This window comes from Halomicrococcus pelagicus (assembly GCF_050954125.1).
Genome location: NZ_JBPBWC010000001.1, coordinates 83,797 through 95,890, shown reverse-complemented (window position 1 = coordinate 95,890; position 12,094 = coordinate 83,797). Strand labels below are relative to the sequence as shown.

Below are 12,094 nucleotides of genomic sequence, written 5' to 3'. Positions count from 1 at the left end.
GTGACGCGCGGTCTATCGCGGCGTGTCGGTGCCCCACTTGTCCAGCGCCGTGGCGAGTTCGGGGTTGTCGTCGGCGTACTCGGTGAGGGGGACGCCCTCCATCGTCGCGTCGATGGCCTGCCGGAGCGCCTTCGCGCCGGCGTGGGTGCCGTCGGGGTGGCCGTGGACGCCGCCGCCGGCCTGGATGCCGATGTTGTTGCCACAGCGGTCCATCAGCTCCGGGACGAGGCCGGGGTGCAGACCGCCGGAGGCCATCGGCAGCACGTCGTTCATGCCGTAGAGGTCCGAGTAGAGCCACTCGTTGATGCCGACCGTGTCCTCGTTCTCGAGTTTGCCGAGGTCCGCGGTGCCGGTGTGGATGTGGTCGACACCACAGAGCCGGGCGACCTGCGCGATGGTGCGCATCGAGACGCCGTGGTTCGGCACGCGGTCGAAGGCGGCGTGCATCGCGCGGTGGGCGTGGATGGCCAGGCCGAGCTCCTCACAGCGCTCCCGCACCGTCTGGACCGCGGCCCAGCCCGTCGTGACCACGTCGACCATGACGTACTCGCAGCCCTGCTCGGCGACGGCGTCGGCGCGGTCGAGCATCGTGTTCGCGTCGGCCGTGATGTTGACGAGGTAGCTCTTCGGTTCGCCCGTCTCCTCCTCGGCCTGGTCGCGCCGGGCGAGGCTCTCGGCGAGGCGGTCCTCGAAGGGGTTGAACGTCTGGTCGGTGAGGTTCTCGTCGTCCTTCAGCAGGTCGATGCCGCCGGTCCAGGCCTCGTAGCCGATCTGGGCGTGCTGGTCGGTCGAGAGGCCCACCTTCGGTTTCGGCACCGTCGCGGTGATAGGTCGGTCGCCCGCGTCGAATATCTCGTTGCGAACGTCGGTGCCGAACTGCGGTCCGGGGAAGGAGGTGGCGAGCTTCTCGGGCCACTCACAGTCGTTCAGCCGGATGCGCTCGACCGCCTTCATGCCCAGGATGTTGCCCGCGATGCAGGAGAGCACCTGGGCCATGTTGCCGTCCTCGAACAGTTCGTCGGGGTACGCGACGCCGACGGTGTTCCCGTCTATCTCGAACGCGGTCGCGCTGAGGTCGGTGACGGAGCCTTCGACCTGCAGTTCCGCCCACGTCCCGTTCGACGACTCGGAGGCGACGCGACTCGCCGCCGACTCCATGTCCATGTCCGCGGCCGGTTCGACGTGGAACCAGCAGACGAGTTCCGAGTCGGCGGGGTCGTAGTCCAGGTCGAGGAAGTCTTCGTACTTGATGCCGGGCATACCATTGCTATTCGCACTCATACATTAAAAATCCGACCGCCGGACGGCGGGATGAGACGGACTGCGCCGTCCGCCGACGCCGTCGCCTCTGCGTCGCTTCCCCCCGAGGGGTCGCCGCCGAAGCTACCAGAGGGTCCTGCCGTTCTCGTCCACCCGGCCGACGTACAGCAGGTGTGCATACGGGACGAACGCGAGGAAGCTGTTGTCCGCATCGAACAGCGTGATGCCGTTGTCGCCGACCTCGTAGTCCTCGCACTCTATCTGCTCGCCGTCCGTGAGCTGTGCTTTGAACATGATTACCCACACGACGGATGGGAGTGTAAAGCTGTCTCCGGGACGGAGTGGAAATCACCAAGTTCGTCCCGCGAGTCACCGCGACCATGCGAGTTGGCGTCGGTAGTCGGAATCCAGTGAAAGTCGCCGCGACCGAGGCGGCGCTCGGCGACCGGTTCGACGCGACGGTGGAGTCCGTCGCCGTCGAGTCGGGCGTCGCCGAGCAGCCGTTCGGCGAGCGCGAGACGGTCGCGGGTGCGGAGAACCGCGCGCGACGCGCCTTCGAGGCCGGGTACGACCTCGGCGTCGGTCTGGAAGGTGGCGTCGCCGAAGTCCCCGGAATCGAGGGGCTGTACCTCGTCATGTGGGCCGCGGTCACGGACGGCGACCGCGTCGGACGGGGCGGCGGCGTCCGCCTGCGACTCCCCGACGCGGTCGCCGAACGCGTCCGGGCCGGCGAGGAACTCGGGCCGGTGATGGACGACGTGCTCGGCGAGTCGAACGTGGCGCGAAACCAGGGCGCGGCCGGCGCGCTGACGGACGGCATCGTCGACCGCGAAGAAGCGCTCGCGGGAGCGGTGGCGGGGGCGCTCGGCCCCTTCGTCACCGACCACTACTAGTCGTCGAGCGACGTCGGGTCGGAGTCGACCGACATCTCGCTGCCCTCCTCGACCGCGGTGGTGAGCGAGACGTTGAGCGAGAACATCGACCCGACGCCGCCGACCAGCGTGACGACGTTCTTCACGGCGTGGTCGAGGATGGCCGCGCCGAGCGCGATCTCCCAGCTCAGCGGCGTGAGACCCCAGACGAAGACGGTGAACGCCGCCTCGTAGAGGCCGACGCCGCCGGGAGACAGCGGCAGCACCTTCGCGAGGTTCCCGACGCTGACCGCGAAGAAGCCGATAGTGACCAGCGTCACGGGATCGAGCGCGACGCCCTCGAACGCGACGAGGACGAGCAGCGCCGTCACCACGTCCAGCGACCAGATGGCGAGGCTGCTCGCGCCGACGCGGAGGAACGCGTCGCGGTCGCCCGCGACCGTCTGCACGTCGGCCGTGAACCGCTCGACGATGCTCGCCACGTGGTCCGCGTAGGAGTCGGAACTGACCCACTGCATCGCGCCCCGGACGAGGTTCCGGTCGGAGCGTGCGCTGACGACGATGGCGACGACCGCGGCGATGGCCGCGACGCCGACGCCGGCCGCGACGCCGACCGCGACCTTCGCCGCCTGCCCCTCCTTCGCGCCGATGACGGCCTGGACGAGTTCGGTAGCCTGGCCCGTGACGGTGAGCCCGAGCAGTACCGTGCCGGCCATGACGGTTATCGTCAGCAGGTCGAACACGCGCTCGACCGCCAGCGACGCGAAGCCGGTCGGGTAGGGGATGGCGCGCCGGGCCTTGACGACGTAGGCGCGAACCGCGTCACCGGCGCGAGCCGGGAACACGAGGTTGCCGGTCTGGCTGATGAAGATGGCTCCCGTCAGGAAGCCGGTGGTCTCGGTGTAGCCGAGTTCTTCGAGGATGTCGCGGTATCGCGCGCCGCGCAGCGGCCACGAGATGACGTAGACGATAGCTGCGATTCCGACGAGCACTGGGTTGGCGTTGCTCATCTCCGTCAGGACGCGCTCCAGCGGGAGGTACTTCCCCATCAGGAACACGGCCATGACCGTCAGCAGGACGCCGAACGCCATGGAGACGCGACGGGTGATGCGGGGCTGGACGGCGAACTCCCACCAGCACCGGAGTATCTGGCCCCCCATGCCGAACACGTCGCGAACGAGGTCGACCTTCGTATCGCCCTTCGGCGTCCAGTCGACGGCGAACTCCTTGACCCGGTAGCCGCGGCGCTGGGCGCGCACCAGGACCTCCGTGTCCCAGAACCAGTGTTCGTCCTCCACGTTCTCCAGCAGGTCGAACAGGGCGGTGCGGTCGAACGCCTTGAACCCGCACTGGTGGTCGCGGAGTCCCGACCCGAGGAACAGTCGCGTCAGTCCGTTGAATCCGCGACTGGCGAAGTCCCGCTTCGCGGGCCGGTCGGCCTCGTCGCCGGGCATCCACCGCGAACCGGTCGCGACGTCGTACTCCCCCGAGCGAACGCTCTCGACGAGCTCTTCGAGGTGCCTCATGTCCGTCGCGAGGTCGGTGTCGAAGTAGACCAGCGTCTCGCCGTTCGCGGCCTCGAACGCACGGTTCAGGGCACCGCCGCGGCCGAGTCGCTCGTCGCTGTGGAAGTGACGGACGCGGGGATCTTCGGCCGCCATCCGGTCGGCGATGTCCGGCGTCCGGTCGTCACAGCCGTCCTCCGCGACGATGACCTCGAAGCTGTTGGAGGGCAGAAACGATTCCAGCGTGTCGAGGGTCGTCTCGACAGTGTTTTCGATGGTCGCCTCCTCGTTGTAAGCGGGGAGAACGACACTCACCTCTACGGAACCACCGCTCATTACTTGCCTATCTCACCCTCGCCCCGTAAGTAGCTTCTGCCCTCCCTCCGAGGTCACTGTGTGGTATACTCCCGCGTATCGACCGCGTGACGTTCTCTGTCGGCAGCGCGAAAGCGGGGGCTACCGCCGACAGGACGGAGCAGCCGGTCGGCCAGGCCTCGCTTGTCGCACCGACTCGCGTCACGGCGACGGTCGCCCCGGCCGTCAGGGCCGACCTACCCGGCCGAACGGTGGCCGGCGTTTTTGGTTCCGGCAGCCGTGCCGGTAGAGATATGCCGACAGGCCAACGAAACCGACGACCGACGCCGCCGACCGAACCGCCCGCGGACCGGGTCAACGCGGGGCGAACGTCGGGGTGGTGAGCGTGGCCCAGAGCGTCCAGACGACCGACGAGACGTACGACGTCCGACTGTACGAACCCCGCGACCGCGAGGACCTACTGGCGCTGTGGGACGACGTGCTCGGCAAGGAACCGGGCGCGTGGTTCGACTGGAAGTTCCGCGACAACCCCTACCTCGACGAGGTGCCGATCTGCGTCACCGAGTACGACGGCGAGGTGGTCGGCGCGCGTCCGAGCTTTCCCCTCCCCCTTCGCGTCGGCGACGACTCGCTGCTCGCGCTCGTCCAGGAGGGGGCGATGGTCCACGCGGACCACCGCCGACGCGGACTCTTCACGCGGATGGTCGAACACCTCTACGACCACTACGCCGACCGCGAACCCGCGGCGTCCATCGGGTTCCCGAACGACCGCGTCGTGAGCGCGCTCCGGAACCTCGACTCCCGGCTCTCGCTGTCCGGCGGCGTCGTCGACCGCCTGCCAATCTACTACCGCGTGCAAGACCCGGCGGCGATGACTGGCGACGGCGACCGCCCCGGGTGGCTGGCCCGCCTCGCGGGACCGGCGGTCCGGCCCTACCTCGCGGTCCGCGACGCGACCGCACCCGGAGCCGACGACGTGAGGATAGAGCGCCGTCCCGGCGTCCCGGCCGCGACGCTCGCCTCGCTGGCCGGCGAGCACGCTCCGGCGGCGGCCCACGCCGCCCGCGACGAACGGTTCTACCGCTGGCGGTTCGCTCACCCCCGGTTCGAGTACGCGACCTACGTCGCGCGCCGCGACGGCCGGCCCGTCGCCGCCGTCGTCGCCGGGCGCGAGCGCGACGCCACCCCGCCGGTCGTCCACGTCTCCGAGGCGCTCCCGCCGACCGGCGAGCGCCCGGACGCCCTCTCGGCGCTGCTCGGCGAACTCGTCGCCGACAGCGCCGACGCCGCGCTCGTGGCCGCCGCCGGTCCCCGACTTCCGGACCGCGTCCTGCTCGCCCACGGCTTCCTGCCCGATACGCGCGCACCGCTGTCGGCGGTGACGACCCCGGACAACTTCGTCGCCCGGCCGCTGACGAGCGACGACGTGGCGACGTGGAACAGAGACGGGGTCCGGCTTTCGAACCGCGACGGCTGGACGCTGTCGTTCTGCGAGCGCGAACTCGGCTGACGCCGCGCTCGTCGGGCGACCCGGACGGTCCGTCGTCGGGCAGGAACCCGGCGACTCGGACGGGCGCGGAGGTCCCGAGCGTGTCGACCCGGCGCCGGTCCGAGGGACGTCCCTACCGGCCCGTGACGCTTATGCCCGCGCCCGTCGACTTCGGACGAGGGACAGAGAATGACAAATAGACGCAACTTTCTCCGAGCGGGGGCAGCGGCGGCGGGCGGACTGGCCACGGCCGCGAGCGTGCAGGCCCAAGACGGCCGGGCGGCGTACAGTGCGGGACGGATGAGCGGCGGCGCGGTGGCGAACCAGGTCCGGACCGAGGCGGAGGGTGCGGCGCTGTTCGTCCGGGATGGCGACGGCAGCGACGGCCGGATGCAGTACGTCCTGATAGTCACCGGCATCGAGAACGTGACGCAGGCACACATCCACCGGGGCGGCGAGGGCGACGAAGGGCCGGTCGTCACCTGGCTCTACCCCGGGCCGATGGCGCGCGAGCCACAGCGGATTCCCGGGCGGTTGGACGGCGTGCTCGTCACGGGCCAGTTCCGGTCGGGCGACCTCGTCGGGCCGCTGGAGGGCGCTCCGCTGTCGGAGCTCGTCGCCGCCATCGAGGACGGCAACGCGTTCGTCCAGGTCCACACCGAGGGGAACCCGGCGGGCGAGATACGCGGCCAGCTCGCCGGCGTCGAGCAGTCGACCGTCCAGTTCCGCAATCGCGTGGAGGTCACTGCCGACGACGGGTTCGGGCTCCAGCGGTCGGTCCAGTTGCAGGTCAACGAGCAGTCCTGAGCTCAGCGCTCCCGGCGCAGGCGCTCGCGAACCGCCTCGCGGTCGACCGTCCCGGAGGCGGTCCGGGGGAGTTCGCCGACGGTCGCCAGCAGCCGCGGGTGTTTGTAGCCCGCGAGCCGGCCCTCGCAGTGCTCGCGGAGGTCGGCGAGCGAGAGGTCGCCGCCGTCTCCGCGGGGGACGACGAGCGCCGCGACGCGCTCGCCCCACTCCTCGTCCGCGACGCCGACCACGGCGGCCTCCCGGACGCGCGGGTGGTCGCGCAGCACGTCGACCACCTCGCCGGGGTCGACGTTCTCGCCGCCGGTGACGATGCGGTCCGAGCGACGGTTCAGCACCCAGACCCGGCCCGCCTCGTCGCGGTAGCCGACGTCGCCGGTGCGGAGGCCGTGCTCGCCGAACGCCGCTGCGGTCGCGTCGGGGTTCCCGTAGTAGCCCGCCATCACCGTCGGCCCCGAGACGACGAGTTCGCCGGCCTCGCCGGTCGGCAGGGGGTCGCCGTCCCCGTCGACGACCGTCACGTCGGTCCACAGCAGCGGTCGTCCGACCGTTCCGACGTGGTCGAACGCCTCGCCGGGGCGCGCGGTGGCCACCTGGGAGGCCGTCTCGGTCATGCCGTACGTCGGGCAGACCGGGACGTCCCGGCGCGCACACTCCGCGATGAGGTCGTTGCGGGCCGGCGCACCGCCGAGGAGGACGAACCGGAGCGAGTCGGGGAGGTCGCCCCGGTCGAGCAGTCGCCGGAGCATCGTCGGGACGAGCGAGACGCCGGTCGCGTCGCACTCCCGCAGCGCCGCCAGGGTCGCGTCGGGGTCGAACCCCTCCTGGAGGACGACAGCGGTGCCGTACAGCGTCGAGCGCAGGACCGGCGCGAGCCCGCCCATGTGGTACGTCGAGAGGCAGCAGTGCCAGCGGTCGTCCGGGAGCACGCCGAGGCGAACGGCCGAGGCGGTGGCGCTCGCCAGCAGGTTCCCCGTCGTGAGCGCCACCGCCTTCGGGTCGCCGGTCGTGCCCGACGTGAAGAGAATCACCTGTCGGTCCGACCGCTCCCACGTCGCCGGCTCGAACGCCGCCGGTTCGCGCGCTCCGAGCACGGGGCTCGCCGCGTCGCCGTCCACCGAGACGACCGGTACCTCGCCGGCGACCGCCCGCGCGTCGGCGTCCGTCGCCGCCTCCGAGACGAGCGCCGCGAGGTCCGCGACACCGACCTGTCTCCGGAGCTCCGGTCGGGCGAGCCGGACGTTGAGCGGGACGAGCACGCAGCCGAGTCGCATCGCGGCGTGAACCAGGCGAACCGCGGCCGGCCGCGTCTCCATCAGCGCGCCGAGGTGGTCGCCGGGGCGGAGACCGAGCGCGGCGAGTTGCGCGGCGGTCTCCTCGACCGCCGCGTCGAGGTCGGCGTAGGTCCACTCCGTCCCGTCCGCCGCCTCCACGAGCGCAGTCGCGTCCGGCGAGACCGCCGCCCGGTCGGCCAGCCAGTCGTTCATCGCGCCCCCCACGTGTCGGCGACGCCGACGCCGGCGGCCTGCGGGACGCCTATCGCGCCGTCGACGACTCGGGCGCGGTCCGGCCCCAGGTCGCGCGCAAGCAGCGCCCCGGTCGCCAGCCCGCAGGCCGGTGGGTCGGGGAGCGCGGCCGCGACGTGGATGGCCGCGGTCCGCGCGACGACGGCGTCCACGGTGGTCGTGACGATAGCCGCGACGCCGCGCTCGCGGGCCCGCCGGGCGACCTCGACGGCGCGGTCCGGCCCGCCGAGCGCCATCGGCTTGCAGACCAGTGCGTCCGCGGCACCCGCGTCGAGCACCTCGCTCGCCGCGCGACCGGCCAGCGACTCGTCGGCCGCGACGCCGACGGCGAAGTCGTCCCGGAGGTCCGCGAGGCCGGCGAGGTCCCCGGCCGGGAGCGGTTGCTCGACGTAGGCGACGCCGACGGCGTCGAGTTCCTCGAACGCTCGCCGGGCCTGCTCGCGCGACCACGCGCCGTTGGCGTCGGCGCGCAGTTCCACGTCAGGGCCGACCGCGTCCTGGACCGCCCGCAGGCGGTCGCAGTCCTCGGCGACTGGGCGCGCGCCGACCTTCACCTTCAGCGCCTCGAACCCCGCGTCCGCCGCGTCCGTCGCGGCCGTGACCGTCTCGCCCTGCGGGGCGTCCCCGACCGTGGCGTTGACGGGCACCGATTCGACGCGTTCGGGCGCGTCGGAACCGGCGAGCCACCGGTAGAGCGGGCGTCCCTCGCGGCTTGCTCGCAGGTCCGCGAGCGCGAGCGCGACGCCGTGACGGGCGGCCGGGCGGTCGTCGAGTTCGAGTTCGTCGAGCGCCTCCTCGCCGTCGAGTTCGTCGAGCGCGTCCCGACACTCCGCCAGCGTCTCGGTCCAGCCCGGCAGCGGCGTCGCCTCGCCGAGACCCACGTCGCCGTCGTCCTCGACGCGCAGGAGGAACCCGTCCCGGCGCTCGACGGAGCCGCGGGCGGTGGCCAGCGGCGATTCGAGCGGAAGCGAGAACTCGCGGGTCTCGACGTTCATGCTACCATCCCGAGCGCGAACAGGGCGGAGTGGGTCGCCAGCAGTTTGCCGGTCCGCTCCAGCGCCGGGTTGAGCGCGTCGCCGGACGCCTCGGTCAGCACCGTCCGCGAGACGAGCGCGGCGTAGGGGAGCGTGACGAGCGGCAGGAGGACGGCCGGGCCGAACGCGTCGGTCGTCCAGAGGAAGACCGGAACGAGGTACGACAGCGCGAGCAGGGCCACGAACTCGGCGCGGCTGGCCTGCCGGCCGATGAGGACCGCGAGCGTCTTCTTGCCCGCCTCGCGGTCCGTCTCGATGTCCCGGACGTTGTTGACGACGAGGATGTTCGTCGAGACGGCCGCGACGGGGAGCGACGCGAGGAACGCTGTCCAGGTGACGGTGCCGTCGGGAATCCCGATTGGGACGCCGGCGACGAACGAGGCGGCCTGCACGTAGAAGGTGCCCATCACCGCGACGACGCCGAAGAAGACGAACACGAAGAGGTCGCCGAGGCCGTGCGAGCCGAGGGGGTAGGGACCGCCGGCGTACGCGACGCCCGACGCCACGCTGGCGAGGCCAACGACGAGGATGGGGAGGCCACCGACGGCGACGAGGTAGACGCCGACGACGACGGCGGCGGCGAACGTCGCGTACATCGCCCGCCTGACCTCGTTCGCGGGGATGAGGCCGGACTGGGTGACGCGGGTGAACCCCTCGCGTTCGTCGGTGTCGACGCCCTTCACCGCGTCGTAGTAGTCGTTGGCGAAGTTCGTTCCGATCTGGATGAGCGCCGCCCCGAGGAACGCGGCCAGCGCCGGCAGGGGCGCGAACACCCCCTCGTGGACCGCCAGGCCGGCGCCGACGACGACGGGGGCCGCGGCCGCGGGGAGCGTGTGCGGCCGGGCCGCCATCAGCCACGCCTCGCGCCGGGAGACCTCTGTCGCCGTTTCGGTCATTACCGTGACCTTTCGCCGAGAGCGTCATAGCGTCTGCGATTTCGGAAGCCGCGACGGAACGCGCGAGACGCGAACGCTAGCGGCGCGAACCGGGAGGAGCGACCCCGGACGCAGTCAGTCGTCGAGGTCGGGGTCGGTGTCGACGAAGCGGTCGATGCGCTCGGGGGCGCGCCAGTCGGTCGTCAGCTCCAGCAACTGCACGACGATGCGGCCCGTCGCGCCCCAGACGGTGTAGCCGTCGACGTGGAAGAAGTGGATGACTATCTCGCCGTAGTTCGGGTGGTCGCGGTGCTCGGTCTCGTAGTTGGCGGCGTCGAGGAACGCGGAGACGGGGAGGACGGCTATCTCGGCGACCTCGCGCTCGTCGGGGTCGTACCGTCTGTCGGGAATCTTGGCGACGAACGGCGTGACGGCGTAGTTCGTGACGGTCCGGATGTCGTCCAGTCGGCCGACGCCCTCGACCTCCTCCGGGCGGAGACCGATCTCCTCGCGGGCCTCGCGGAGCGCCGTCTCCCAGAGGGTGGCGTCCCCCGGCTCCCTGCCGCCTCCGGGGAAGCTCATCTGGCCGGGGTGTTCGCCCAGATGGTCGGCCCGCTTCGTGAAGAGGAGACCGAGTTCGCCCTCGCGGACGACCACCGGAACGAGCACCGCCGCGTCGCGGTCCTCGTCCGTGACCGGCCGCGGAACGCTGTCGGTCACGCGACCCAGGTCCATACACGGCAGTTGCCTCGCGCGTTCTTAACTCGCCCGCTTCAGTCGAGGACCGGGTCCAGTCGCTCGCGCACCTCGTCGGTCTCGACCGGCCCCCAGGCTTCGAGGTCGTAGCTCACGTCCAGCAGGTAGCCGGCGCGCTCCTCGTCGCCCGTCTCGGCGACCGTCTCGGCCTCTTCGCGCAGTCGGGTTCGCGTGCACTCGGCGAGCGCCGTCCGGTCGACGCCGCGGTCGGGGACGTCCATGATGTGCGGCAGGTCCTCGCCGTTCTCCGGAACGGCCGGGAACGCCACCGGACCGGACGCGAGCACCGACTCGCCGTCGTAGTTCCCCTCGACGAGGTAGTAGTCGTCGACCGCGTCCGCGATGACCGACTCGAACGCCGACTCGTCGACCTCCTTGCCCTGCTTGAACGCGAGTTCGGCGAGCGCCCGGGCGAGTTCCGCCCGCGTCAGCGCCCCGAACAGGTCCACGATCCCCGCGAGTTCGTCCTTGGTTCGGCTCACTACCGGAACGGGTCGGGCGACCGACATCAGTGTTTGCGTTCCAGCGAACGCGACGGCTACGGCCAGTCGTCGCGCTGGTCCTCTTCGACCGCGCGGTCGTCGTCCTCGACCTCCGCGGCGAGGGTCCACTCGGCGGCCTCGGCGGCCTGCTCGACGGGGAGGTACTCCCAGTCCTCCTCGTCGGCGAGGTCGCGGTCTTCGTCGGCGGTTCCGACGAAGACGTGCCGGTCGGTGTCGAACTGCTCTCTGACGCTCGCCAGACTCTCGGCGCGGCCTTTCGGTCCGGAGAAGAAGTCCTGGCGGATGCGGTTCTTCCGCGTGAAGTTCGTCACGACGTAGGTCGGCTTGTCCGAGATAACGCCGACGTAGCGACTCCAGCGCCGGGCGTCGTCGAAGACTTCGCCGGGATTCGCCAGCGCTTTCAGCGCCTCCAGTTCGAAGGCCAGCGTCATCTCGCCGCTGCCGTTCATACTGGTATCTCCTTTCCTGTCGGAGAAAACGGCTTCGGTCTGGGTGACGAGCGAAGGGGGCCGGATGGCGTCGGCCGGGACGGCGGCTGATCGGGCGGGGGGCTATCGAACGTCGACGCGGTAGTACTCCGTGAACACGACGACGCCGTCGCCGATCTCGTCGGCAACCGACTCGGCGACGGGAACGAGCGCCTCCTCGCCGTCGAGGTCGGCGAGCACCTGCTGGGTGCGCTCGTCGAGTTCGTCGAAGTGACGCACGCGGGCGTCCGGCGGCACCGTGTCGATTCGGCTGACCGCGACGGCCCGGCGTTTTCCGGCCGCGGTCGGTGCCTCGCTACTCGTGGTGTTCGTGGCCATTGATGTATGTTACCAAAGACCATTATACATCTTAAACCTTGTGGTAAAACTGTGCGAGGGCAGGAGGAAGACCGTCAGAAGACGAAGCGCCGTCAGGTAACGACTACACGATAGTAGTCGGTGTAGTTGACGAACTCGCCGTCGGTGAACTGGAGCGCTGTCTCGTCGTCGACGTGGCGTTCACCGCCGTCGACGACTGTGGCGAACTGTCGTTGCGCACACCACCCTAGTTCGTCGTAGTCTCGGACAGTCGCGCCGTCCGGAATCGTCTGAGCAGGTTCGAGCGTTATTTTCGGTTGCAAGGACACCACAGACCGTACTGGTCTTTGGTATCGTGTAGCATGGAAGA

At 70.7% G+C, this 12,094-nt stretch carries 14 protein-coding genes; 3 read left to right on the top strand and 11 right to left on the bottom strand.

The window, feature by feature from the left end; genetic code table 11:
* Positions 1-12: 12 nt before the first annotated feature.
* Together rbcL and ACRYA2_RS00545 are read right to left on the bottom strand one after the other, a co-directional pair.
* Positions 13-1,260, bottom strand: a complete 1,248-nt coding sequence (rbcL, locus tag ACRYA2_RS00550) for a type III ribulose-bisphosphate carboxylase (RefSeq protein WP_433624700.1) — start codon at positions 1,258-1,260, stop codon at positions 13-15.
* Positions 1,261-1,383: 123 nt separating this feature from the next.
* Positions 1,384-1,554: a hypothetical protein gene (locus ACRYA2_RS00545; protein WP_433623199.1), complete on the bottom strand. Its 171-nt coding sequence runs from the start codon at positions 1,552-1,554 to the stop codon at positions 1,384-1,386.
* Positions 1,555-1,640: 86 nt separating this feature from the next.
* Between ACRYA2_RS00545 and yjjX the strand changes: the two genes are divergently transcribed.
* Positions 1,641-2,153, top strand: coding sequence for an inosine/xanthosine triphosphatase (gene yjjX, locus ACRYA2_RS00540; RefSeq protein WP_433623197.1), 513 nt, complete (start codon positions 1,641-1,643; stop codon positions 2,151-2,153).
* On the opposite strand, the gene ACRYA2_RS00535 is transcribed toward yjjX, so the two are convergent.
* Positions 2,150-3,973: a flippase-like domain-containing protein gene (locus ACRYA2_RS00535; RefSeq protein ID WP_433623195.1), complete on the bottom strand. Its 1,824-nt coding sequence runs from the start codon at positions 3,971-3,973 to the stop codon at positions 2,150-2,152. The two genes, yjjX and ACRYA2_RS00535, sit on opposite strands and share 4 nt — an antisense overlap.
* A gap of 364 nt (positions 3,974-4,337) precedes the next feature.
* Between ACRYA2_RS00535 and ACRYA2_RS00530 the strand changes: the two genes are divergently transcribed.
* Together ACRYA2_RS00530 and ACRYA2_RS00525 are read left to right on the top strand one after the other, a co-directional pair.
* Positions 4,338-5,462, top strand: a complete 1,125-nt coding sequence (locus tag ACRYA2_RS00530) for a GNAT family N-acetyltransferase (RefSeq protein ID WP_433623193.1) — start codon at positions 4,338-4,340, stop codon at positions 5,460-5,462.
* Between the two features lie 168 nt (positions 5,463-5,630).
* Positions 5,631-6,248, top strand: a complete 618-nt coding sequence (locus tag ACRYA2_RS00525; RefSeq protein ID WP_433623191.1) for a CHRD domain-containing protein — start codon at positions 5,631-5,633, stop codon at positions 6,246-6,248.
* A 2-nt stretch (positions 6,249-6,250) separates the two neighbouring features.
* Here ACRYA2_RS00525 and ACRYA2_RS00520 read toward each other — a convergent pair whose 3' ends face one another.
* The 8 genes from ACRYA2_RS00520 to ACRYA2_RS00485 all read right to left on the bottom strand — a co-directional run bounded on the left by ACRYA2_RS00520 (position 6,251) and on the right by ACRYA2_RS00485 (position 12,047).
* A complete protein-coding gene (locus ACRYA2_RS00520; RefSeq protein ID WP_433623189.1) occupies positions 6,251-7,732 on the bottom strand; it encodes a class I adenylate-forming enzyme family protein in 1,482 nt (493 codons plus the stop codon).
* Positions 7,729-8,766 (bottom strand): o-succinylbenzoate synthase, encoded by a 1,038-nt coding sequence (gene menC, locus ACRYA2_RS00515; protein WP_433623187.1) that lies wholly within the window; start codon positions 8,764-8,766, stop codon positions 7,729-7,731. Before menC ends, ACRYA2_RS00520 begins: the two co-directional genes overlap by 4 nt.
* Positions 8,763-9,701 (bottom strand): 1,4-dihydroxy-2-naphthoate polyprenyltransferase, encoded by a 939-nt coding sequence (locus tag ACRYA2_RS00510; RefSeq protein ID WP_433623185.1) that lies wholly within the window; start codon positions 9,699-9,701, stop codon positions 8,763-8,765. Before ACRYA2_RS00510 ends, menC begins: the two co-directional genes overlap by 4 nt.
* 114 nt (positions 9,702-9,815) lie before the next feature.
* Positions 9,816-10,415, bottom strand: coding sequence for an NUDIX hydrolase (locus tag ACRYA2_RS00505; protein ID WP_433623183.1), 600 nt, complete (start codon positions 10,413-10,415; stop codon positions 9,816-9,818).
* 38 nt (positions 10,416-10,453) lie between these two features.
* On the bottom strand, positions 10,454-10,918 hold the full coding sequence (locus ACRYA2_RS00500) for a DUF7109 family protein (protein WP_433623181.1): 465 nt from the start codon (positions 10,916-10,918) through the stop codon (positions 10,454-10,456).
* 56 nt (positions 10,919-10,974) lie between these two features.
* Positions 10,975-11,388: a DUF7124 domain-containing protein gene (locus tag ACRYA2_RS00495; RefSeq protein ID WP_433623179.1), complete on the bottom strand. Its 414-nt coding sequence runs from the start codon at positions 11,386-11,388 to the stop codon at positions 10,975-10,977.
* Between the two features lie 102 nt (positions 11,389-11,490).
* On the bottom strand, positions 11,491-11,745 hold the full coding sequence (locus ACRYA2_RS00490; RefSeq protein ID WP_433623177.1) for a DUF7979 domain-containing protein: 255 nt from the start codon (positions 11,743-11,745) through the stop codon (positions 11,491-11,493).
* 92 nt (positions 11,746-11,837) lie between these two features.
* Positions 11,838-12,047, bottom strand: a complete 210-nt coding sequence (locus ACRYA2_RS00485; RefSeq protein ID WP_433623175.1) for a DUF7979 domain-containing protein — start codon at positions 12,045-12,047, stop codon at positions 11,838-11,840.
* Positions 12,048-12,094: the final 47 nt, after the last annotated feature.